The organism is Synechococcus sp. R5-15, assembly GCF_047462035.1.
In the GTDB taxonomy this organism is placed as follows: Bacteria; Cyanobacteriota; Cyanobacteriia; order Thermostichales; family Thermostichaceae; genus Thermostichus.
In genome coordinates this window covers 1-22278 of sequence record NZ_JANSIK010000199.1, presented here as the reverse complement: position 1 = coordinate 22278, position 22278 = coordinate 1, and the positions used below count along the sequence as shown (strand labels likewise).

The following is a 22278-nucleotide window of genomic DNA, read 5'->3' as shown; positions in this document are numbered from 1 at the left end:
AGCAGAGCAGGCTCAGGGCTACTGAAAGCCCGCTCCGTACCGCTTAGCGGTCGGAGTCGGGTAGTTTACGGCATAGCAAGGAATGATCGCATCCAAGGCCTCGTCGCCAAACAGATGAGACAGATCCCGGTGAACTTGTTGATCGGCGGATCCCGGCAGAGAGACCACCGCCCCCAGCCCGCTCAAGATCAACTCCGGCCCCAAAATCCGCTTCAGGATGGGCAAGATCAGAGGATGGGCATAGATGAGGGGATCGTTGAAGGGGCCCTCCAGGCGAACCGTTACCATCACCCGTCTATTGCCCACTAACAGGGCATCGGCGTGGTTTTCGTGGGTGCAGTAGTGGCTGTAGGTGGCCAGAAAGCTGCTGTGCAACTTGTCGATGAGCTCGGGGGGAAAGATCTCCGGCAACACCAGATAGCCCTCTGTGGAAAACATTTCAAAAGCCTGCTCTACGGTCTCTGGATCCGGCTGCTGGAGCTCCTGTAAGGACTCCGTCCCGCTGACGCGAACCGCAGGGCTGAAGCGCAACTGGGCCAACATCGGCTAGGTCTCCTGCAAACTGGCCACAGCCATTAACATGCCCCGCGCTTTGTTCAGACATTCTTGGTATTCCCGCTCCGGATCCGAGTCGGCCACAATACCTGCCCCGGCCTGCAAGCTCACCTGGCCCTGATGAACCAGCAGAGTGCGGATGGTGATGGCGGTGTTCAGTTGGCCAGAAAAGTCGTAGTAGCCATAGGCGCCGGCATAGGGCCCGCGGCGGCATCCTTCCAGCTCATGAATAATCTGCATGGCGCGGATTTTGGGGGCGCCGGTAACAGTGCCGGCAGGGAAGGTGGCCCGCAGCAGATCCCAGGCGCTGTACTGGGGATCCAGCCGCCCCACCACGTTGCTGACGATGTGCATCACATGGCTGTAGCGCTCGATCTGCATCAGGTCGTCCACCTGCACAGATCCCAGTTGGCAGACCCGTCCCAGGTCATTGCGGGCCAGATCCACCAGCATCACATGTTCGGCCCGTTCTTTGGGATCTGCCAACAGCTCTTGCTCCAGCTGCCGGTCTTCCAGAGGGGTGGTGCCGCGGGGGCGGGTGCCGGCAATGGGGCGCACGGTGGCGATGCGGTCTTCTCCCACCCGGCTGAGTTTGACCATCACCTCTGGGCTGGAGCCGATGAGGCAGAGATTCCCAAACTGCAAAAACGCCATATAAGGGGAAGGGTTAATCAGCCGCAACGAGCGGTAGAGGCGAAAGGGATCCCCCGCAAAGGAGATGGTAAACCGCTGCGAGAGCACTACCTGGAAGATATCTCCGGCGCGGATGTAGTCCTTAGCCTGTTCCACGGCTTGGCAGTAGGCTGGGCGGCTCAGGGTGCTGGGGGGGATTTGTTCGCGCCAGCGGGACGGAGTCCTTTCCGACAGGTGGGGCTTCCAGTTGAGGTGCAGATGGGCCAGGGAAAGAGGAGCGCTGAGCTGCTGCATCAGCTTTTCCACCCGCCGGCAGGCTTGGGCATAGGCTTCCTCGGCAGCGTGGTGACGGGTATCGGCGAAGGCCACCACCCAGATCTTGCGCTTCACCTGGTCAAAGAGCAGGATGCTGTCCACCTGCATCAAAACGGCATCAGGGGGATCCCCCGGCTGCAGGGGGTGGATGGGCACCTTGGGCTCAATCCAGCGAATCAGCTCGTAGCCCCAGTAGCCAAACAGGCCGCCGATGCTGCTGGGCAATTCCGGCAAATGCACCGGCTCATAGGGCTGCAAGCAGCGGGCCAAGATGGCAAAGGGATCCCCTTGGTGGTGCTCCTGTCGGCCATCGCGGTATCGCTGTAGCGCCTGATCCCCGCGTATTTCCAAAACCCACAGGGGATCGCAGCCCAAGAAGCTGTAGCGGGCCACCTGTTCCCCCCCCTCCACCGACTCCAGGAGAAAGTTGTAGGGCTGGCCGGCACAAACCCGATACCAGGCAGAAACCGGCGTTTCCAAATCCGCCACCCATTCCTGGTACACCGGGATAAAGTTGCCCTGCTTGGTGAGGGCAAGAAACTCCTTCAAGGGAGGGTAAATCATGGCCTGCAACTTTTGTGCTTTTCCTGACTCTACCCCAGACACGGGATCCCAAGGGCGTGTGGATCCCTCTGGATTGCCCGGTTGCAACAGCGCCGGAAACCATTAAGCTGAGAGCGGCTCTACTCTCGGGATCCCTTGCCATGCAAAACCCATCTCAGGTGATTCGTGAGCGCCTGCGCTATCAAGGCCACAAATACACCTTCGTCAGCCAGCGTTTGCGTTTTCCCAACGGCAAAGAGGGGGAGCGGGAGTACCTCATCCATCCTGGCGGGGTGGTGGCAGTGCCCGTCACTGCAGCAGGCAAGTTCGTCTGCATTCGTCAATATCGCTTTGCGGTTGCCTCCTACCTTTATGAATTTCCGGCAGGCACGGTCGAGCCAGGGGAGCATCCCGATGACACCATTCGCCGCGAGCTGGAAGAAGAAACGGGCCTGCGTGCCCATCGCTGGGATCCCCTTGGCCAATTTTATTTGTGCCCCGGCTATTCCAGCGAGATTATGTATGCCTATTTGGCGCGGGAGCTGGAAGTGCTGGATTCCCCTCCCGATAAGGATGAGGATGAAGATATTACCGTAGTGGAGTTTTCTGCTTCTGAGCTTACAGAAATGGCCCGTTTGGGAATGGATTTGGACAGCAAGTCCATTGCCTGCTTTTGGCGGGCCCAATTGTTTTTGGCTGCCGAAAAATAGAGCCCTCCGTCGGGGGGGCTGCCCCTTGCTCCTGGGGGATCCCTTTCAAATTGGCGGGGCGTCGTTCCAAGCCGACTTTGTTGGCTACAGAGGAAGCTCCAGGCTTTTCACCCTAACTTGGTAGCCCATTGCCAGGCGAGATCAAGGTGAGATCGAGGTTGCGTTCGACATAAAAGGGATCCCTGTATCCCGGCTGTTTGGTTGACTGGGAGAACCTTGGAGTCCTTTAGAATTTTAGGGGCGAGGAGTGAGGAAATATGCGGAAGCTGTTGTGTTCCTTTGGTCGAATAGCCTGGGGAGCGGCCTTGGCTGCCACTCTACCGGTTGCTGCTGTTCCTGCCTATCCCCAGCCCGTGCTTCCGCTGCTGCCGGTTCCTTCTGAGGGCGGCACTGCTCGAGGTGGGGTTGTGGCTTTATTCAATCAATCCATTTGGTGGGATTTTATTCGCGGCAATCGCGGTGAAAACCTGCGCCTGTTCCCGGCCAGCCTAACTTCCCCATCTCGCCAGGATGTGGTGGCCGTGTTTCAGATTCAGCGGCAGCCCACCGTGGAGCCGGTGGTGCGCGTTCTCAGCTTCGAGCACCAGGGGGGGTATAGCTTTCGTCTACTCCACACAGCTGAGCCGATCCCAGGACGGTTGGTGGAGGCTCACCTGCGCACGGACATTACCTCCAGCCCACAGCCCAAGTTGGTGCTCCTTACCGAGCGAGGGGGCATCAGCCTGCTGCGCTCTGTCTTGGTCTTGGAACACCGGCCTGAGGGACTTGTGCCGCTGCTGAGCGTGACGGATCTGAGCAATGCCAGCCTGCGGGTCAGCCCGCAAGGGATCCTGGTCATCTCAAGCCCGCCCGGTGCCAGCCGTGATTTGAGGGCTACCCTCTACCAATGGGAGGGAGATGGCTTTGTCCGTCGAGATCTATAAGTCCATCATCTGTTGTGACTGTTGTGAATCTGCCTGTCAATATCCATCTTTGTCAGCGAGGTCTCGCCCAGAGCGGATGTCCGTCATGGCTATCGCTACCCTTGCCAGCAAGCTCCCAAGCTGGGGGCTTGTCCCACCTCCCAAAGGAACAGGCTTTCGGCCCCAAGGGGATGAATGCTCCAGGGATCCAGGCCAGACCCAAACCACCCGTAGGGATCGACGGCAGCTGGTTGGCCGGAGTTGGTGTTGTCGAAGCGACGCACCTCGAAATGGAGATGGGGCCCGCTGGCACAGCCGCTGTCTCCCGATAGGCCGATGACTGCTCCTGCGGCCACCACTTGCCCCTCCTGCACCCCGATTTGACTGAGGTGGGCGTAGAGGGTCTCCCAGCGGGGAAGTGCTCTCCCGTCTGTTCTCTCCCCCTCCGAGAGTTCTGGCTCGTGCAAAAGGCGCACCCGCAACCCCCTGACCGGTCGGCCCAAGCCGGGGCAAAAAAACTCCGGCTCCTCACGGGCCAGGGTGACCCGACCGGCGGCAGCGGCCAGGATCGGGGTGCCCACCGGCATCTCCCAGTCATAACCGGCATGGCCATCGCTTTTGCCACAGGGGTGCAGCGGGCCAGGGATCCAAACTTGGCCTTGCCCACTCACAAACCGTCTGTTGCCATCCCTCTCCCCCAAAGGCAAGTCATGGTCGAAGAGGTTGGTGACAGGAAATTCCCCAACGAAGGGCTTGTGCAAAAACGGCCACTGGGGCGGCGGCGGATCCCCATAAGCAGAACGATATTTTTCCAGCTCCAGCCGATAGTCTTCCAGATCCTGACGCTGGGCGGGATCTTCCGTGTGCTGCTGCAACAGATCCACCAGCTGCAGGGCCTGAAGCCAGTCCTGGCGCTCCACAGTACGAGCCAACTGGGCGTACACCCCCACCCGGGATCCCTGCGGCGAAGACGGGGAGGAGACCTGAGGAAAAACGGGCGATATGTTTACGAATTGATACAATAGACAGCAAAATATCAGCAGTGTCACCGTTAGCGGTGGTGACATCTCCGTCCAGAGGGCCATTCCAAGTAGGCCGGCCTGCAAACAAGCGGGCTTGTTCTTGGCTTTAGGCTCTCTCTTGGGGCCATCCGCTTTTTCCCTCAGCCGCCGTATGGGTTGCAAGGAGACAGAGCGGCTTCGCTTAACCACTCTTCGGGAGTTTCTCATGCGTTGGTTCTCGTCCTCTGGTGTTCTCGTCAGCCTGCCTTTCCAGTCTTCTGTTGGGCGAAGTGTTCTGCCCCTGTCTGGCTCGATTTGGCAGCGGCTGGAGGCCTTAGCTCTGGGTTTGCACATTCTGTCTTTGCTTTTTGGGTTGGCAGGGTTGCTCTGGGTTGTACCCCATCCTGAGTGGGTGGCCAGTTTGCCCCCCATTGGCATTCAAGCTTTCTCCTTGAGCATGGGCAATGGCGGCGTGGCCTACATGGTGTTCGGTGCGCTGGCAGCAGCTCTGATGGGATCCCGGCTGTTGGGGATGCGGCGCCTGTTGATGTTTTTGATCCCGGCGGTGGGCATTTCCTTGGGCAGTGAGCTGTTGGGTACCAGCACTGGGATCCCCTTTGGCAACTACGGCTACCTGAGTGGGCTGGGCTACAAGATTGCCGGGTTGGTGCCTTTTACCATCCCTCTGTCTTGGTTTTATGTGGGGTTGTCGTCCTATTTGTTGGCGCGTGTGGCTCTGCGAACCCAGCGCCACTGGTTGATCCACTTCGAGGCCATCATGTTGGGGGCGTTGCTGCTCACCGCCTGGGACTTCGTGCTGGATCCGGCCATGACCCGCGGCTTGATCCCGTTTTGGACGTGGTTTCAGCCGGGGCCCTTCTTCGGTATGCCGCTGCAAAACTTCGGTGGTTGGATGCTGACCGGGGCTGCCTTCATGACGGTGGCCAATCTGCTGTGGGGCGAGGATCAACCCATCCTTGACCGCCGCCAGTTGGTGGGGCCGCTGGTGCTCTATGTAGCTAATTTTGCTTTTGCCCTGTTGATGAGCCTGGGCTCCGGCATTGTTGCGCCGGCGGGGCTGGGCCTGTTGTTGGGGTTGGGGCCCGCTTTGGGGTTGTGGTGGAGTGCAAAGACCCCATCCCGCTATTGCGAAAGGACTCCGTCCCGCTATCGCGACCAGCCTGAGCCGCCTTCCCATCCCCAAAAGGACTCTGTCCCGCTATTGCAAACGGTTGAGGGAGAGGCAGGTCAAGCCTGGGATACTTTGGAGGATCCCGGTTGGGTTGGCGCGAAATAAACTGGCCCTAACCTTTCCTCGGCGAGATCCCCCAGTTGTCCAGGCCATGAACTTCTGCAGCGACAATGTTACAGGCGCCTGTCCTGAGGTGATGGAAGCCCTGTTGGCCCTCAAGGGATCCGCCATGCCCTATGGAGGGGACGAATGCACAGCGCAGGTGCAAAGGCTGTTTGCCGAGATCTTCGAGCATGAAGTGGCAGTGTTTCCGGTGGCAACAGGATCTGCTGCCAATGCCCTGGCCCTTTCGGTGCTCACCCCGCCCTACGGGGCGATTTATTGCCATCCCGAGGCCCACATCAATCTGGACGAATGTGGAGCGCCAGAGCTGTTTACAGGTGGGGCCAAGTTGGTGGGGATCCCAGGGGAACAAGGCCGTATTGACTGGGGCAACTTAAAAACGGCCCTGGAGCGGGCGGGGTTTGGGGTGGTTCATCACGTACAACCTGCCTGCCTCAGCCTGACGCAAGCCACCGAGGCCGGCACCCTCTACTCCTTGGAGCAGCTTGGATCCCTGGCGGATTTGGCCCATCACTTTGGCCTTAAGGTGCATATGGATGGGGCCCGCTTTGCCAACGCCTTGGTCGGTTTGGGTTGCACCCCTGCCGAGATGACCTGGAAAGCGGGGGTGGATGTGCTGTCCTTTGGGGCCACCAAAAATGGAGCCTGGGCTGCGGAAGCGGTGGTGTTTTTTCATCCAAATCAGGTGGGCGATTTTGAGTTTCGTCGCAAGCGCAGTGGCCATCTGCTCTCGAAGATGCGCTTTTTGTCTGCCCAATTGCAGGCCTATCTCCAGGATGGGGTGTGGCTGCGCAATGCTCGCCATGCCAACGCGATGGCCCAACGGTTGGCGCAGGGACTGGGATCCCTGCCGGGAGCCAAGTTGGTATATCCCACCGAGGCCAATGAGGTTTTTATCGAGCTGCCGGAGCCGGTTCTCCAGGCCCTAGAGGGAGCGGGGTTTCGGTTTTACCGCTGGCTGGGGGAAGGTCACCACTTAATCCGCCTGGTGACGGCTTTTAACACTTTGCCCGCGGATGTCGAGCGCTTCTGCCAGGTGGCTCAGCAAGCCAGCCGTTTGCAATAGGCGGACGGAGTCCTTGCAGCTGACCGGGGATCCCCCTGGCCAAAGGCCTGAGCATCCCAAGGGATCCCTGAAGGCTGTTCATCGGCTCGTCAATCCTTAAAGTGGGTGCTGTCGCGACCGGGCTTTTTCTCCAGGCAGGGCGAGGCGGAAGTCGATCCCGTTTTCTTCGAGTTGTCCCGTAGCAAACCGATCAGCAGGCAGGCCACCCCGAGGTTGATGGCCACATCCGCCACGTTGAATACCGGAAAGCGAATCCAGATCAAATTGAAAAAGTCCACGACATAGCCGTTGACGAAGCGGTCGATGCCGTTCCCCACGGCTCCTGCCCACACCAAGCCATAGCCGGCCTGTTCCCATCGGCCCAGGATCCCGCCGCGAATGGCCAGCAGCGCCAACGCCAGCGCCACCCCCAGCGAGATCCACTTCAAGAGCTCTGCCGAATCTTCAAACAGGCTCCAAGCAGCGCCGGTATTCTCCACGTAGGTGAGGTGAAACACCCCTGGCCACAGCTCAATCTCTGGCCCCGGCAGCAGCCGTTCCACTGCCCAGTGCTTGGTCGCCTGATCCAAGATTACCCCCAGGATCCCGGCCAGCCAAAAGCCTTTGTTTTTCATGTCGTCTTGGCCTCAATCACGTCCACCGGCAAGAGCGCCCCGATGAGCACTTTTCCCATCCTGACATGCTGCTCTTCTGCCGGCTCATTGCACAGAAGCTCAAGGGCGGAGCTCTGGACTCGAAGTTGGGCCTGTAACGGGATCCAACACCGGTGAGTGGCCTCAGAAGCGATTGGCCGCCTCTGGCTTGAGAGGAGCAGCAAGAAAACCGTCCAGCTTAGGCAACTGGACGGGGATCCCCTGGGGGTGGACAGGATTGGCTACCGACCCTGCTGCTCCAGGGAGCGGCGCAATTCACTGGCCATCTGCATAAACTCTTGCGGATTGCCCGCCTTGCCGTAGGAAGAGCGATCCTGAACCTTTTTGCCGCTGCCTTGGCGGGTGCGGGTGTTGAGCAAAGCGCTGGCCATTTCCATGAACTTGGCAGGATTTCCCTCGCTGCTGCCCCGCACGAGAGGGGCGCGTCCGGCACGAGTGACAGCCATAGATACCTCAATTTCAGAAATGAAATGCTTGTTACATTTTCTCACAAGGGCTCTGCGATCAACCAGGGCCAGCGTTTCCTTGCTGTTACAGCGACTCCGGCCAATGCTTGGGGATCCTTCTAAGCCGCAAACCTTGCCTGAGGTTGGAAAGAGCCATCAGCGAGTTGAGGTTTTCTCTTGAGTCCAATGATGGGTCAGCCAAATGGGGAGCACCGTCAGGCCGATCACCCCCAGGGCCACCACGCTGATCACCGGACGCTGCCGAGGCTTGGTGAGCTGGCTAAACACCCAAATCGGCAAGGTTTGCTGCTGGCCGGCGGTGAAGGTGGTGACGATAATCTCATCGAAAGACAGGGCAAACGCCAGCAGGGATCCCGCCAATAGGGCCGAGGCCAGTTCGGGCAGAAGGATGTACCGAAAGGTTTGCAGAGGATTGGCCCCCAAGTCGGCAGAAGCCTCCAGTTGAGAGCGTCCCATGCGGCGAAACCGGGCCAGCACGTTGTTGTACACCACCACCAGGCAAAAGGTGGCATGGCCGATAACAATTGTCCAAAAGCTGAAAGGGATATGCAGCAAATGGATCGCCGAGCGCAAGGCGATCCCGGAGACAATGCCCGGCAAGGCGATGGGCAGCAACACCAAAAACGAGATCGTCTCGCGGCCAAAAAATTGGCTACGATAGACAGCCGCTGCCGCCAGGGATCCCAGCACCACCGCCACTCCGGTAGCCAGCACAGCCACCCGCAAAGACAAAAACAAGGCCCGCCAAATATCTGCCCGCCATCTGCCCGCCCCCAGGCCACGGCAAACCAATGCCAGGTCAGCCCCGGCAAAGGGAAGCGCAAAGTCGCCTCATCGGGGCTAAAGGCGTAAAGGACGATCACCAGCAGAGGAAGATGGAGAAAGAGCAGCACCCCCAGCGAGAACAGGAGCCAAAGCCATTGGCCGATGGGAAAAGGGCGAATCGGCATGGATGAGGGAGAATACAGAGCTGGATGGGGAACAGTCTACAGGTAGAGAAATGGTCTGTGAAATAGCCTTGTAGGGAAGCAGCCTTTGGCAAGGACTTTAGATTGCTTGGCCGACTTTGGAGCTCCAGTCGAGCAGAGCATCCCAAACCCAGATTAAACTCGCAGCATGATCGCGTTTTTAAGCGGCCACCTTGTGGCCATCGAATGGGGAGAGCGCAGCAGCCTCACCGTTGAGGTGCAGGGGATCGGCTATCGCGTCAAGGCCCCAGGACGTTTTCTCAAGCAACTGCCTGCAGTGGGGGAGCCCGTCCGGGTGTTCACCCATTTGGTGGTGCGAGAGACTGAGCTGGTGTTGTACGGGTTTGGCTCGCCAGCCGAGCGGGACTTGTTTGTGGAACTCATCAAAGTCTCGGGGGTGGGGCCGGCTTTGGGCTTGGCCCTGCTGAATACCTTCAGCCTGCCGGAGCTGGTGCAGGCGGTGGTGACCGAAAACGTGCGCCTGCTCTCCCTCACGCCGGGGGTAGGCCATAAAACGGCCCAACGGCTGGCCCTGGAGCTGAAAACCAAGCTGGCCCACTGGCGACAGGGGGTGGGAGTTGCGGATCAACCCTTGGCCGGAGGGCCGCCCATGCCCATCCGAGAAGAGGTGGAAATGGCCTTGCTGGCCCTGGGCTACAGTGCTCAGGAAATTCAAGCTGCCCTGCAAGCTCTGCCCACCCACCGCCGCCCAACAGAAGATTGGCTGCGGGATGCCATCACCTACCTGAGCCAGCAGCCATGAAGCACCGCCGCATTGCCATTCTGGGCGGAACCTTCAACCCTGTGCACCATGGCCACTTGATCATGGCAGAACAAGCTCTTTGGCAGTTTGACCTGGATCAGGTGCTGTGGATGCCCGCCGGGGATCCCCCCCACAAGCCTCTGGCCCCTGGCGCCAGCAAAGCCGACCGCTTGGCGATGGTCAAGCTGGCCATTGCCGACCACGAGCGCTTCGCCTGCTCAGAGCTGGAGATCCGCCGTTCGGGGCGCTCCTACACCATCGAGACACTGCGCACCCTCATCCAGGAGCAACCCAATACCCAGTGGTACTGGATCATCGGCGTGGATGCTCTGCGGGACCTGCCCCAGTGGTATCAAGCGGAAGAACTGGCCCGCCTCTGCCATTGGATTGTTGCCCCACGGGTGGATGCCGGCGATGCCGCCCAGGTGCTGCAGGCGGTGGCCGCAAAGCTGCCCATCCAAGCCCAAATCCTGGAAGCCCCTACCCTGACGCTCTCTTCCACCTACCTGCGACAGCAAATCCAAAAGGGAGGGTCTATCCGCTACCTGGTGCCCCCTGCCGTGGAGCACTACATCCGGCAGCACCGCCTCTATCTGCAGCCCTAAAGGAAAAAAGGGGGCGGATCCCCCCTCTAGAGTCACCAAACAGCTTAAGACCTGCCATACGCCACAGCCTCTCCCCGGAAGAGGGAAAGGCTGGAACTGGGTTGGGAAGTAAACTGCTTTTCTGGTACTCTGGAATACTTGTGCTCTGTGGGCAGTTGAGAGTGGGGTTGCGGCCAGGTGCCCCCATCAGTAGGCTAAGCCCATGCTGCGGGTGGTTTCGGGGCCAAGGTAGACCCGGATGCTCAGAAAATCGGTGGGACAAGCGGTTTCACAGCGTTTGCAGCCAACGCAGTCTTCGGTGCGGGGAGCGGCAGCGATCATCCCAGCTTTGTTTTTTCCCTTCCAGGGCACCATCTCCAACACGTCGGTGGGACAAGCCCGCACACACTGAGTGCAGCCGATGCAGGTGTCGTAGATCTTGACCGAGTGAGCCATTAGCGTTCTCCAGTCGAGCAGGTTGAAAAGTTAAAAAAAGGTTTACCGAATCCGCAGGGCAGCAACATCGCTGCGCCAGTGCCCTCAGTGTACAGTAGTCCTGGGAAGCCTCCAAAATCTCCGATCCAAATGTTCAAACAAATTTACATCCGGTGGGCCAATGGGAAGGTTGCTGGGGTTGGGCTAGGATCGGCCTGAAGATGACAGGACAAGGGATCCCGAACATGGGGCGCTCGGTGCAAGATTGGCGAAGGCAAACTCAGGGCAATCTGCGTCGTCTGGGGCCGATTTTGCTGGAGATCTTCGAGGAAAACGTCCCTCGCCTACGCCGCTGGGATCAGCAGCTCACCGATTGGGTGCGCAGCCGCCGCTGGGGGGTGGATCCGTCTCTGCCCAGGGTGGCTATCTATGTCCTGGGCGCAGTGGTGATCCTGGCGATCCCACTTCTCACGTTTGTGGCTTTGGGGGCCTTTCTGACCTTTCTGGGTGTCCAAATTGTCCAAAAGTGGTCACAAGGGGATCCCGCTCGCCAAACTCAGCGCCGCTATCTGCGCAGTGCTGACGCGGATGATGATGACTTTGATCTGGATTGAGAAAGGGGCTGCGGGGAATGGGCGGGCTAACTGTCCGCCGACCGTTGGGGCTCCTGGGAGTCTTGCTGCATGCCCAAGCGTTGTTTGACCTGTCTGATCACCTTCTGGTGAGAGCGGTTTTCCAGCCTGTTCAGGCCGATGGCGCCGGCCAGGATCCCCAACTGCAAGGCCAAGCTGGGCAAGGTGGTGTTCAAGTCCCGTCCCGCCAGGGCTCGAAAGAAAAACACAAACGCCCCGATGGTAGCCGAGAACCCCACCGCCAAGTAGATGAAGCGCCGCAAGCTGCGGTAGGGAGCGGCCAGCTCCGTCAACAGCCTCACCTGCTCTGCTGAAGAGGGATTCCGGCGTTGCGACAGGGGCGATCTTGGCTTGGGATCGGAGTCTGCCATTGGCTACACCTCCTCAGGCAACAAGAGGGGCTCCCGACCGGAAACCCCCGCCAAAACGGCTTCGGCAGCGCGGCAGGCGGCCAGAATATCTCGCTCTTCCCCTCCCAAGTACACGCGGCCAAAGCTACCGAAAGGCATCACTTCTAGGATGTTGATCTGGGCAGATTTTTCTGCCTCGTTGGCAGCCAGGGGGGCATAGCCTGCCGGTTGCACCTCCAGGATGTAGAGGGTTTGGCCAGCCAGGAGCATTTGGCCACGGCGGGAACGGTTAATCAACTGGGTTTGGTGGGGATCGATGTTGCGGATGATCTGGCTGGAGATGATGCGGGGCTTGAGGCGCTCCTGTTCACTCACCCCTAAGGCAGCCAGAATCGCCCGTCCGGCGGTGCGGGTATCCCCTTGGTTGCTGGAGTGTACTTCCAGAAGGCCGTAGAGGCGTTCCACCACCTGCAGCCCCGGCCTCACCGAGGTGGCCTTCAGGGCAATATCCATAACGCGGTTGATCTCGATGCCGGGGGAAATCTCGACCCACAAAGAAGTGTCCCCAGGCAGGGGCAAAAAGCCGTAGGCTACTGTGCCCAGATAAGCAGCATACTGGGGTTGCAGCCGATCCAAAAACACGTAACTGCGAAGGTCGATCCCCAAAAAAGTCCTCCCTTTGGGCTCAGTTGGATGTTGAGCTGATGGCGATCTACATTCTCATTCTCCAGCCTCATCCCAGCTCTTGGATCTTGGGCAGACCGGCCAACCTTGGCGCATCAGTTGGGTTGCTGCCCGGCTCTACAGATCGCCCTGAGCCACCACCTTCACCGTTGTCAGGGCTTCCACGTCGATGGGCCCGCGCACGTGCAGCCGCTGGGTAGAAATGCCCAAAGACAGGTCGCGAAACGCTCCCAACGTGGGGATCCCAGCTCCCCGGCCTGCCGAGAGGGGGGAAGTGTTGATGTGGATCAGGGCGGCATCTACTTCCTGGAGAAAGCGCTGGGCCGCCGATTGGCTATCGGTGAGGATCGTCTCCGATTGACGGCAACCATTTTTGTTAATCCAGGCGATCGCCTCCGTCAGGTCGGCAATGGGCTGCAGGCGCAGATGAGGTCGTTCCGTCGAGTCAAAGCCTTGCCCAAGCGGCTGGAGCTGCGGGAACTGTTCCAGAATGGAGGCGGCTGCCTGGATATCGATCCCGTGACCCAGCAAGTCCTCCACCAAGGCGGTCAGATGGTTGGCGGCCCAATCGGTGTGGATCAGCAGCCAAAGGGTGAGAGGCTGATAGATGGGGATCCCTTCTGAGCCATACTGGGCGAGGGGATCCAACAAAACCGACTTGACCAAAGGCCAAGGGGCGGTGCGATCCAGATAGATGTGGCCGTAGCCCAAATGGGTAGCCAGAGTCGGCACTTTGCTGGCCTGCAACAGGAACTCCACCCAGCCGGGGCGACCGCAGGGAATCACCAGGTCTAGGTAGCGGGTTTGCTGTAACAACGGCAATAGTGGGGAATCTACTTGGGGATCTGCGGTTCGGTCTTGGGCGGGCAAGGTTTGAATGGCTCCTTCCGGGATCCCGTGCTCGTAAGCCGTCTCTGCCAAGAGGTTGACCATGGCCTGGTGGGTTTTCTGGATGGGACCGCTGCTGGCCAAAATCACGCCATTTCCTGTTTTTAGGCACATGCCAATGCCATTTAAGGCAAACTCGGGGTAGATTTCGTAGACCAGAGCAATCAACCCCAACGGGACGCGGTAGCGGCCAATAAACAGGCCATTCTCCTGGCGGTGCCCTTTCTCCAGCTTGCCAATGGGATCCGGCTGCTGGGCCAGGAGAGTCAGCAACTGGGCGGATCGCTGTAGACGCTCGGGGGTGAGCTTCAGGCCGTTGAGGATCCACTCCGGTACGGTTTGCTCGCGGCAACTTTCCAGGTCGAGGGTATTGGCTTCCAGGAGCAGATCGGAGCGCTCCAACAAACACCGCGAGAGAGCCAGCAGGGCCTGGCGCTTGGTTTGGCTGCTCAACCGCTGCATCTGCGGTAGTAAGCGGCGTACCTGTCGCAGAGTGGTACCTAAGTCAAAGTCTGAACCGAAATCTGTCACTTGAACTTCTCCCGCCTAGCCCATTAGAGACAGACCCGCTGCGTTCTCCAGACCACTGCTAACAAGAAATGGTTGGATCCACAAGTGCTGGGGCTGCCAATTCTGGAGACCAGTCGCTGGAGAAAATCTCACTCACCTCAGGGCCGCCGCAGCAGCAGGATCGCCGTTACCATCAGCAGCGTTAGCAACAAGCCGAGAATCATGAACCAACTGAGCAACTGGGTTTGGTTTGGGAAGAGCACTGCGCCGATGAACCCAACCGCCAAGACAATGCCCAAGCTGAGGGTGAGGCCCAAGAGCGCGGATCCCTGTAGGGTGTTTTCCCGCCGCAACACCCATTGGTAGCCGTTCCAGAACCACATTTTGCGATAGGGATAAGAAACGGCCAGTTGCTCGATGTACAGGCGGTCGGGGGTAATGGCAAAAATATGCTGGCAACGGCTACACCCAAAGGCTTCGGTTAGGGTGATCAGGCGCAACTGACCTTGATGGCAGCACGGGCAGGGGTAAATTTTGGCGGGCTCAAGGGTCTGAGCGACACGCGGGGCTGAGTTTTGACGGGGAGACTTGCGGGGAGAAGAGAAGGCCACAGCTCTCAGCCGGTGAGAAGTTGGGATCCCTCACATCCTATCTTCAGGAAAGCGGAGTCAAGCCACCCAGAGATGGTGGACGTAGCGCCAGGTGAGGATTTGGTTGAGGGCGAGGAAGATCAAAGCTAGAAGCCCGTAGCCCAGCTTCAGGATAGTGCCAAGATAGCCAAGCACCCTTTGGGGGATGAAGCTGAAATCGGTGTGTTTGGCCCAATGTACCAACGCCAACACCTGCAGGATGTGAACCGGCAGACAATAGCGGCTCATGCTTCGCTGGCCCAAGGGGCTCGTACCCGTCAGGGCAATGTAAAACATGGCCCAAGCAGCCAGATGAAATCCCAGCCGCTCCCGCCAACACTGGCTTCTACCTGCCATAACTCCTGCCGCATCCATTAAACCTGTAACAAGCAGGGATCCCAGGGTGGCAGACACAAACAGTTGGCTAAGAGCGTCAGCCCACAGCCCAGGGTCTTTCATCGGTGCAGAAAGAGAGAGTAAGCTTTGCCAGCGTTCGGCGGAAAGGACATATGTGCGAGCTTGGAAAATAGCTTGATAATTGGCTTTCACGCCGGTAAAGTAACGCTGCATTTCCAGGTAGAGATCCCAGCGTCCGAAGCGGAGCTGACAGTAGAGAAAAAAGCCCAGGCCACCCAACAGAGCCAAGCTCGCTGCCATACTCGTCCAAAACCAACGGCGGGCTTGGGTTCTCTCCCCCGCTTTCAGGAGATTCAAAAAAGGGAGCAGCGCCACCGGCAAGCCGACAATCCGAGTAGCACTCATCACCAAGCCGTGGATCCCAGCCAGGAGCATCAGCAGGGGACGGCCCCCGTGAATTGACCAGTAGAGAAAACCCAGTAGGCTGGCCATAAACAAAGATTCGCTGTAGCCCACGACCAGGTAAAAGCTGGTGGGATAAAAGAAGATGAGCAAACTGGCCAAAATTTGCCAGAGGGGGGGAATTTGCCACCTGCGGTAAAGCAGGAAAAGGTAAACCCACATCAGCCAGCAAAAGAGCTGGGCGGTGAGGTAGAGCCCCAGTTCAGGGTCAACTCCCACAAGGTGACTGATTGCGGCCACTGCCAGGGGATAGCCGGGGAAAAAAGCTACGTTGCTCTGCTCGTAGGCAATCTTGTCGAAACCCACAAACTGGTACCCCCGCCGCACAATGCTGAGATACCAATAGCTATCCCGCTGACTCAGGGCTGTGAAGGCAGAAGCATAGTCGCTCTCCTCACTCCAGAACGGGATCATGAAGATCTGCAGCACCGTCAAGGCCAAGCTGGGCAACAAGATTTGCCCTAAAAAAGGGGCAAGATGCTGCCGACCTCGCTGCAACAGATGACTGAGAGGAAAGCTCATCGCTGAATCTTTAAAGACGGAGATGTCACTTCGATTTCTTCTTGGTAATCATCTTGGTAATCATCGGCAAGGTTCACCTGCCAGAGGTCGTGGTTCCTTTTTGATCTCCACCCTAAGGCCCTGTGGATTCCTTGCCAAAGTCTAGGACTTTTGAGATACCGCTTGGTTCAATTGACACCCTCTAAGAGTGAGAGTGTAAATATTATAAAACGGCTCTAGAACAGGTCGAGAAACTTCCCCACCACCGGCCAATTCCCTGCCAAAACCTAGGACAATGAGGGGAGAAAGGAAAGGTTAGACTGGTGAGGCTGCGGCTGGAGGCTGGCCTGTGCTGTTGACCAAGGGCTTTGAGGTGGAAATGTACACCGGCACCGCCGCCGGGGAAGTGGTGGGTCTATCGGATCGCATTTGCCAAGCTTTGCCGGGGTTTGTGCGGGAGCCGGATCGGCGCAATGTGGAGTACATCACCCCCCCTCTCCGCCGCTACGAAGACCTGCTCTGTGCCTTGTTGCGGCCTCGCCTACAGTTGCGGCAATTTTTGCGCCGTCTTGGCCCTTACACCCTTCTGCCAGGGAGCACGCTAGCTTTGGGCGGCAGCGACCACTTCGAGCGGTCGGATCCCGGCAACCCCTACCACGACTACATCGAGCGCACCTATGGCACGCGGGTGGTAACTGCTAGCATTCACATCAATGTTGGCCTGCCAGGTACCGAGGCCATCTTCCGGGCCTGTCGCCTGCTGCGAGCGGAAGCATCTCTCTACCTAGCTCTGAGCGCTTCCTCTCCTTTTCTGGACGGACGGGTGACGGGATCCCACTCCAGCCGTTGGCAGGTGTTCCCCAAAACGCCGGCTCAGGTGCCCTTCTTCCGGGATCACGCCCACTACATTGCCTGGATCCAGGAGCAGCTAGCCTTGGGCACAATGCAGAATGTGCGCCACCTGTGGGCCTCGGTGCGACCCAACGGCCCGGAGCGGCCCTACCACCTCAACCGCGTGGAGCTGCGCATTTGCGATCTGGTGGGGGATCCGGTAATGGTTCTGGCGATTACCGCCTTGGTGGAAGCCCGTCTCTGGCAGTTGCTGGCCCAGCCGGAAGCGCTGGATCCCTTGCGGGGGCCCTTTACCCCAACAGAGCTGGAGAGCCTTTGCGAAGCCAACGAGCAGGCTGCTGCTCGAGAATCGCTGCAATCTCATTTGGTCGATTGGCGGACAGGCCGGGAACGGGCGGCCCAAGAGTGGATCGAAGAGCTGCTGACCGAAGCTTGGCGTATTGGCCAACCTCAAGGCTTGGGCTGTTTTCTAGCTCCCTTGCAAACTCTGCTCCACCAGGGCAATGAGGCCCAACGCTGGCTGAAGCAAGTCAACCAGGGATCCACACCTGCCCAGGTGTACCAAAAGGCCATCCAGGAGCTGGCCGAACAAGACCGAGAGAGGCAGGAAACCCTCTGTCAAGCTGTCGGCTAAGCCTCTGCCCAACGGTGAGCGTTCTCAACCCGGTGCTTTCTACACACTAGCTCGCCGAGCCAACTTATAGTCATTTCAAACTGGATTGAGACACTCCTACTGCTGCCCAAACGCTCCGCGCCGCTTCCGCGACCACCTCCAGTCCTTCTCCCAGAGAGAGAGGAGTTGGGAAGCAATGCAACAGATTTCATTCTTGTTTAAAATGCAATTCCCTAGGCAGGCTCCACCGCTTCTTGTAGGGCTTTGCGGGCAATGCGAGTGACGTAGACGGTAGCGGCTATGGTGGCGATGAGCCCCACGAGGCGAACGACCCATTGGGCGGTTTGAGCCTGAGGATCCAACTCCGCGCCTTCCATGTCGGCCAGGGATCCCGCCAACGAGCCGATGTACACATACATAAAAGTGCCCGGCACGATTCCAGCGGTGCCCAGCAAGTTATCCAGAAAAGAAATTTGGGTCAGCCCCAGGGCGTAGTTGAGCACATTGAAGGGAAACGCAGGCGACAGCCGAATCAGGCCGACTATTTTCCATCCCTCACGTCCCAACGCTCGATCGATGGCCGCAAACTTGGCGTTTCCCTCAATCCATTTCACCACCTGTTCCCGCGCCAAGTAGCGCCCGATTAAAAAAGCCAAGTTGGCTCCAATGGTTGCCCCGATCAGCACGTACACAGTTCCGGCCAGCAACCCGAACACGGCCCCTGCCCCCAAGGTCAGCACCGAGGCTGGTAGAAGCAGCACCGTCGCTACAATGTAAATGGCAATGAAGAGGATTGGCCCCAGCAACCCCAAGCTTTCAATCCAAGCCAGAGCTTCGGCGAGCCAGTCTTGAATAACTCCAAAAAATCCCAATCGATGGGCTGCCCAAAAGATAAAAATGGCCAAGCCCAAGCCGGTAGCAAGCTTAAGCAAAATCCGCTGCTTTTGGGGATTTGTGTTGAGTTGAGGTAGCTCTTCCATTGGCTAAACTCCTACAAAGTTCTTGTGAGGCGAGCTAGGGCAAGCCAGAGTAGACAGCTCTTGGAGTGGGGGAAGTATCTTTACCCGAAAGTCGTGCCGTTCCATCCCCAAAGATAGCCTTTGGCATCGCTGAACTCAATGTAAATCCTCTTCTTGGGGATCCCCAATCGGGCCTCGATGGTGCCGCAAAAAAACTCGCTCATGGCTCGGGTTTGTTGGGCGGAAAATTGCCCGATACTCTTGATTTCTAGGTAACAACAGGGATCCCCACTGCCAGCAAAGGTCATCGGGATCCCACCCTCAAAGGCGGTCATCACGTAGGCTTCCGACTTGCCCAACTGTTCCGATAGAGCAGCAGACAGCACCTTAAGCAGTTCCTCTACTGCGGCGATTTCTGGTTGCACAGACGTTTGCAGCTTGATCAAAGGCATGGATCCCTCTCCCTATCAACAAATTCATCTTGAAATTCATCTTGGCATTCTCAGCCCCGCTCTTCGGCAATCCACCTGTGGTAGCGTAGCGACAGAGTTGGGCAAACCTCTATGGAGCAGACGAAGCCGGCCAAGCCAGAGATCGGCCACCAGCAGGGCCAAATCGGGCCAGGCCCTTGTGCTGTGCAAACTGAGGCTGCCCCCGCTCCTGTCGGCCCTTACAGCCAGGGCGTTACTGCTCTGGGGCCGTTTCTGTTCACCGCCGGACAGGTGGGCCTGGATCCCAAAACCGGCAAACTGGTGGGGGAGGACATTGTTTCTCAAACTCGGCAGGCGTTGCTGAACGTGCAGGCAGTGCTGGAAGCGGGGGGCACCACTCTCTCCCAGGTGGTGAAGACAACGGTTTTCCTGGCCGATATGGAGGATTTTGCGGCCATGAACGAGGTTTATCGAGAGTTTTTTGCCACCGATCCGGCTCCGGCTCGCTCTTGCGTACAGGTGGCCCGCCTGCCCCTCAATGCCCGAGTAGAAATCGAGGTTGTGGCCTGCTACCCACAATCGACCTAAATGTCTCCTGAGTCCGGCTAGCGGAATGGTTTCTGGGTCGGCGCGGATCCCGGCAAATCGGGAACTGGATCGTAGCCCCCTGGGTGCCAGGGATGACAGCGACAGAGGCGACGGAGCCCCAGCCAACCCCCACGTAGGGCACCGTAGCGCCGCACCGCTTCCAAGGTGTACTGGGAGCAGGTGGGGTAGTAGCGACAAGCAGGCGGCAGCCAAGGAGAAATACCCACCTGGTAACCCCGGATCAGGGCAATCAAGCTGCGAGTGAGGGGATCCGATCGTTCAGGCATGGGTCGGAGTCCAAAAAGCGCATCTCTAGGTAACTTGAGGTTAGCTGTTATCCCAGACTGGAGGCGCCTGCAAAGGCGAGCAGGGCCGGTTCCCAGCCCCAGACCATACGGTTACAATCAGAAAGGTTAGCACCTAAATATTTCGGGCTGAGGGATCCGGCGAAGGTGGGCTTATCCTAGGGCGCGGTTCTGGGAGAACGCTTTGAGTTCCATTTTGCATAAGGAGTTGGCGTGAGGGTATTCGGGCAGCTGCAGCCGGCACAGCGGCGCAACTTGGGCATTTTGTTTGTGGCTGGGCTGCTCTTTTGGGCCAGTTTATCCTCGCTGCTGCCCACGTTGCCTCTCTACGTCAGAGATGCCGGTGGCACCAGCCAGCAAGTGGGCTGGGTAATGGGGGCCTTTTCGATTGGGTTGCTGGCCTTTCGCCCTGCGTTGGGTCGCCTGGCGGATGGCCACAGCCGGCAGATCGTGCTGCTTATCGGCATGGGGGTGGTGGGGATGGCCCCCATAGGATACTGGCTCTCCGATTGGATCCCATGGGTAGCGCTGGTGCGAGCCTTTCATGGGGTTAGCATCGCCGCTTTTGCCACGGCCTATGTGACTTTGGTGGTGGATTTTGCCCCAGAAGAAAAACGGGGTGAGATCCTGGGCTACATGAGTTTGGTCAATCCGATCGGCGCAGCCATTGGCCCTGCTTTGGGCGGCTTTTTGCAGGAGTTTGCCGGCTATGGCCCTTCGTTTCTCTTCTCTGCTCTGCTGGGGTTGGTGGGCTTTCTCTGCACCCAATCGGTTCGAGAACAACGACGTGGGCATTGGGGATCCCTGCCGATGGATGGGGCCTTCTGGAGCTTTCTGGGCAGCCCGAAGGTGCGCTCCCTCGCTTGGGTGATGTTTTTGGTGGGGTTGGCCTTCGGCACCCAGACCACCTTTGTGGCCTTGTTAATCCAAGAAGCCGGAGCTCCCCTGAATCCAGGTCTTTTTTATACGGCAGTGGCCTTTGCCAGCTTTGGAGTGCGCCTGCTCACCGGTCGCGCTTCCGATCGCTATGGGCGGGGGCCATTTATCTCCCTCAGCTTGGCCACCTATGCCTTGGCAATGGGGATCCTGATTGTTGCCAACAGCACCGGCGCTTTTCTGGCTGCTGGGGTCGCGGTAGGCTGCGGTTTTGGGACTTTGATCCCTCTCATCTCTGCCCTCGTGGCCGATCGCTCGGAGCCGGCGGAGCGGGGTCGCCTGTTTAGCTTGGTGATGTGCGGGTTTGATTTGGGCATTGGCCTGGCGGGGCCCCTTTTGGGCACCTTAGCAGCGGGATCCGGCTATCGAGCCATGTTTGGCTATGCGGCTCTTCTTTCCTTGGCTTCCTTGGGTTCTTTTCTCTTCTTCTCCAATGGGCGACCGGGGGACTCGCTGCGCTTTGCCTTGGGCCTGGGGCCGGACAGCCTTTCGGGTTGTCTGGAGGACAGCCGCAACCCGACCTCCTGGAGCCACCGGGTCAGCCCGCTCCCCCGGAGACGGGATCCCGTTCATAGATAGTCTCATATCTCTATCAGATCCCCCCTGCTCCACACCTGATCCACACCTGAATTGAGACTCAAGCCCTCTGCAGTTTCTACAGACAAACCGGCCCATTTCTGGAAACTCGCCCTATCCTAAGTTGGAGTTGGTGTACAAAAAGCAACTCTGGGCACGGGCTATGGAAGCGCGGCATTGGCTGGCCCTGATGGGATCCCTGGTGGTCAGTGCCTTCTGGGGATGGGTGGAGTCTGTCTGGGGGGTGACAGTGCGAGTGCAATTGGCCGATACCACTGCCCCTCTGGTGGTGGGAGTTTCTCTCCCTGCCCACCTGATCAACGGTCGGGGAGAGGTGCTGGCAGATCTGCCCCCTATGCAAGGGTTTTTGGCTCAGCCCAGCCCTCAAGGGGTGCGTCTGCATGGGGTGGTTGACCCGGTGCTGTTCATCGAACCTCAGGAGGGTGGCCTGGTGGCAGTGAATGGCCGCTGGTACTCCGGCAAGGTGCTCTTGACTGGCTACAACATGGTGATGGCCATCAACTACGTGGATCTAGAAGACTATGTGGCCAGTGTGGTGGATGCAGAAATGGGATCCCGGTTCTTCCCAGAAGCCCTGAAGGCGCAAGCGGTGGCAGCCCGCAGCTACGTTCTTTACCATCGCAATTCCCGCGGTTGGTTTGATGTGTTTAGCGATACTCGCTCCCAGGTGTACCGAGGGCTTTCCCAGCGGTCGGCAGCCGCCCTGGAAGCAACACAAGCCACCCGTGGTGTGGTCATGGTGTATGGGGGTCAGTTTGTCAATGCCATGTACAGCGCCAGCAGCGGCGGCCAAACCGTCGGGGTGAGTGGGATCCCTTATTTGATGAGCTTACCGGATGTCAGCCCCTATCCCAAGTTTGGGCATGGCATTGGCATGAGCCAGTGGGGCGCCCAAGAATTGGCCCGCCGAGGCTGGACTTACCGCCAAATTTTGGCCTACTACTACCGAGGGGTCAGCTTTGCTCGTTTGCCAGAGTGAGACCTTCAGTGCCCTGATTTGCTCTGTCTGATACATTTACGCTGAACATTGCTGAACATCACTGTTCAACTATGCAGCGATAGCATTCTGTTTGT

Annotated in this window: 26 protein-coding genes; 11 read left to right on the top strand and 15 right to left on the bottom strand. The window is 58.6% G+C overall.

What is annotated here, in order from left to right:
• Window positions 1-18: 18 nt before the first annotated feature.
• A complete protein-coding gene (locus NW839_RS13760; protein WP_414350128.1) occupies window positions 19-543 on the bottom strand; it encodes a hypothetical protein in 525 nt (174 codons plus the stop codon).
• A 3-nt stretch (window positions 544-546) separates the two neighbouring features.
• Window positions 547-2067 carry an anthranilate synthase component I gene (gene trpE / locus NW839_RS13755; RefSeq protein ID WP_414350129.1) on the bottom strand — a complete coding sequence of 507 codons (1521 nt, stop codon included), beginning with the start codon at window positions 2065-2067 and terminating at the stop codon, window positions 547-549.
• A 140-nt stretch (window positions 2068-2207) separates the two neighbouring features.
• Here trpE and NW839_RS13750 point away from each other — a divergent pair, with 140 nt between their 5' ends.
• The gene (locus NW839_RS13750) at window positions 2208-2756 is read left to right on the top strand and encodes an NUDIX hydrolase (protein ID WP_011432186.1); all 549 of its coding nucleotides are present in this window, start codon (window positions 2208-2210) and stop codon (window positions 2754-2756) included.
• 305 nt (window positions 2757-3061) lie between these two features.
• Window positions 3062-3679 (top strand): hypothetical protein, encoded by a 618-nt coding sequence (locus NW839_RS13745; RefSeq protein ID WP_414380724.1) that lies wholly within the window; start codon window positions 3062-3064, stop codon window positions 3677-3679.
• Window positions 3680-3774: 95 nt separating this feature from the next.
• On the opposite strand, the gene NW839_RS13740 is transcribed toward NW839_RS13745, so the two are convergent.
• The gene (locus NW839_RS13740) at window positions 3775-4680 is read right to left on the bottom strand and encodes a M23 family metallopeptidase (protein WP_414380722.1); all 906 of its coding nucleotides are present in this window, start codon (window positions 4678-4680) and stop codon (window positions 3775-3777) included.
• Between the two features lie 205 nt (window positions 4681-4885).
• Here NW839_RS13740 and cruF point away from each other — a divergent pair, with 205 nt between their 5' ends.
• Window positions 4886-5956 (top strand): gamma-carotene 1'-hydroxylase CruF, encoded by a 1071-nt coding sequence (cruF, locus tag NW839_RS13735; RefSeq protein ID WP_414350132.1) that lies wholly within the window; start codon window positions 4886-4888, stop codon window positions 5954-5956.
• Window positions 5943-7040 (top strand): threonine aldolase family protein, encoded by a 1098-nt coding sequence (locus NW839_RS13730; RefSeq protein WP_414350133.1) that lies wholly within the window; start codon window positions 5943-5945, stop codon window positions 7038-7040. Before cruF ends, NW839_RS13730 begins: the two co-directional genes overlap by 14 nt.
• 89 nt (window positions 7041-7129) lie before the next feature.
• Here NW839_RS13730 and lspA read toward each other — a convergent pair whose 3' ends face one another.
• The 3 genes from lspA to NW839_RS13715 form a co-directional block, all read right to left on the bottom strand.
• Window positions 7130-7654, bottom strand: coding sequence for a signal peptidase II (gene lspA, locus NW839_RS13725; protein WP_414350134.1), 525 nt, complete (start codon window positions 7652-7654; stop codon window positions 7130-7132).
• Between the two features lie 260 nt (window positions 7655-7914).
• Window positions 7915-8139 carry a hypothetical protein gene (locus tag NW839_RS13720; RefSeq protein ID WP_148202686.1) on the bottom strand — a complete coding sequence of 75 codons (225 nt, stop codon included), beginning with the start codon at window positions 8137-8139 and terminating at the stop codon, window positions 7915-7917.
• Between the two features lie 156 nt (window positions 8140-8295).
• Window positions 8296-8952: an ABC transporter permease gene (locus tag NW839_RS13715; protein ID WP_414350135.1), complete on the bottom strand. Its 657-nt coding sequence runs from the start codon at window positions 8950-8952 to the stop codon at window positions 8296-8298.
• A gap of 324 nt (window positions 8953-9276) precedes the next feature.
• On the opposite strand from NW839_RS13715, the gene ruvA reads away from it, so the two are divergent.
• On the top strand, window positions 9277-9891 hold the full coding sequence (ruvA, locus tag NW839_RS13710) for a Holliday junction branch migration protein RuvA (protein WP_414332040.1): 615 nt from the start codon (window positions 9277-9279) through the stop codon (window positions 9889-9891).
• Entirely contained in the window at window positions 9888-10496 is a 609-nt protein-coding gene (gene nadD, locus NW839_RS13705; protein WP_011432197.1) for a nicotinate-nucleotide adenylyltransferase, read from the top strand. Before ruvA ends, nadD begins: the two co-directional genes overlap by 4 nt.
• A 186-nt stretch (window positions 10497-10682) precedes the next feature.
• On the opposite strand, the gene psaC is transcribed toward nadD, so the two are convergent.
• Entirely contained in the window at window positions 10683-10931 is a 249-nt protein-coding gene (gene psaC / locus NW839_RS13700; RefSeq protein ID WP_414350136.1) for a photosystem I iron-sulfur center protein PsaC, read from the bottom strand.
• A gap of 200 nt (window positions 10932-11131) precedes the next feature.
• Between psaC and NW839_RS13695 the strand changes: the two genes are divergently transcribed.
• Window positions 11132-11524, top strand: coding sequence for a hypothetical protein (locus NW839_RS13695; protein ID WP_414350137.1), 393 nt, complete (start codon window positions 11132-11134; stop codon window positions 11522-11524).
• Window positions 11525-11550: 26 nt separating this feature from the next.
• On the opposite strand, the gene NW839_RS13690 is transcribed toward NW839_RS13695, so the two are convergent.
• From NW839_RS13690 to NW839_RS13670, 5 genes are all read right to left on the bottom strand, one after another.
• Window positions 11551-11913: a DUF3493 domain-containing protein gene (locus tag NW839_RS13690; protein ID WP_414350138.1), complete on the bottom strand. Its 363-nt coding sequence runs from the start codon at window positions 11911-11913 to the stop codon at window positions 11551-11553.
• Window positions 11914-11916: 3 nt separating this feature from the next.
• Window positions 11917-12558, bottom strand: coding sequence for a hypothetical protein (locus tag NW839_RS13685; protein ID WP_011432202.1), 642 nt, complete (start codon window positions 12556-12558; stop codon window positions 11917-11919).
• A gap of 135 nt (window positions 12559-12693) precedes the next feature.
• A complete protein-coding gene (locus NW839_RS13680; protein WP_414350139.1) occupies window positions 12694-13995 on the bottom strand; it encodes a gamma-glutamyl phosphate reductase in 1302 nt (433 codons plus the stop codon).
• Window positions 13996-14132: 137 nt separating this feature from the next.
• On the bottom strand, window positions 14133-14585 hold the full coding sequence (locus NW839_RS13675; protein WP_011432204.1) for a hypothetical protein: 453 nt from the start codon (window positions 14583-14585) through the stop codon (window positions 14133-14135).
• Between the two features lie 57 nt (window positions 14586-14642).
• Complete coding sequence (locus NW839_RS13670; protein WP_414350140.1) at window positions 14643-15944, bottom strand: hypothetical protein; 1302 nt, start codon at window positions 15942-15944, stop codon at window positions 14643-14645.
• 328 nt (window positions 15945-16272) lie between these two features.
• Here NW839_RS13670 and gshA point away from each other — a divergent pair, with 328 nt between their 5' ends.
• Window positions 16273-17409, top strand: a complete 1137-nt coding sequence (gene gshA / locus NW839_RS13665; RefSeq protein WP_414350141.1) for a glutamate--cysteine ligase — start codon at window positions 16273-16275, stop codon at window positions 17407-17409.
• A gap of 212 nt (window positions 17410-17621) precedes the next feature.
• On the opposite strand, the gene NW839_RS13660 is transcribed toward gshA, so the two are convergent.
• Together NW839_RS13660 and NW839_RS13655 are read right to left on the bottom strand one after the other, a co-directional pair.
• The gene (locus NW839_RS13660) at window positions 17622-18368 is read right to left on the bottom strand and encodes a TVP38/TMEM64 family protein (protein ID WP_414350142.1); all 747 of its coding nucleotides are present in this window, start codon (window positions 18366-18368) and stop codon (window positions 17622-17624) included.
• 80 nt (window positions 18369-18448) lie between these two features.
• A complete protein-coding gene (locus tag NW839_RS13655) occupies window positions 18449-18799 on the bottom strand; it encodes a phenylpyruvate tautomerase MIF-related protein (RefSeq protein WP_011432208.1) in 351 nt (116 codons plus the stop codon).
• Window positions 18800-18982: 183 nt separating this feature from the next.
• Between NW839_RS13655 and NW839_RS13650 the strand changes: the two genes are divergently transcribed.
• Entirely contained in the window at window positions 18983-19366 is a 384-nt protein-coding gene (locus NW839_RS13650; protein ID WP_414328848.1) for a RidA family protein, read from the top strand.
• A 17-nt stretch (window positions 19367-19383) separates the two neighbouring features.
• On the opposite strand, the gene yidD is transcribed toward NW839_RS13650, so the two are convergent.
• The gene (yidD, locus tag NW839_RS13645) at window positions 19384-19653 is read right to left on the bottom strand and encodes a membrane protein insertion efficiency factor YidD (RefSeq protein WP_414344078.1); all 270 of its coding nucleotides are present in this window, start codon (window positions 19651-19653) and stop codon (window positions 19384-19386) included.
• Between the two features lie 231 nt (window positions 19654-19884).
• Between yidD and NW839_RS13640 the strand changes: the two genes are divergently transcribed.
• The gene (locus NW839_RS13640; protein WP_414350143.1) at window positions 19885-21186 is read left to right on the top strand and encodes an MFS transporter; all 1302 of its coding nucleotides are present in this window, start codon (window positions 19885-19887) and stop codon (window positions 21184-21186) included.
• A 130-nt stretch (window positions 21187-21316) separates the two neighbouring features.
• Window positions 21317-22183, top strand: a complete 867-nt coding sequence (locus NW839_RS13635) for a SpoIID/LytB domain-containing protein (protein WP_414350144.1) — start codon at window positions 21317-21319, stop codon at window positions 22181-22183.
• Window positions 22184-22278: the final 95 nt, after the last annotated feature.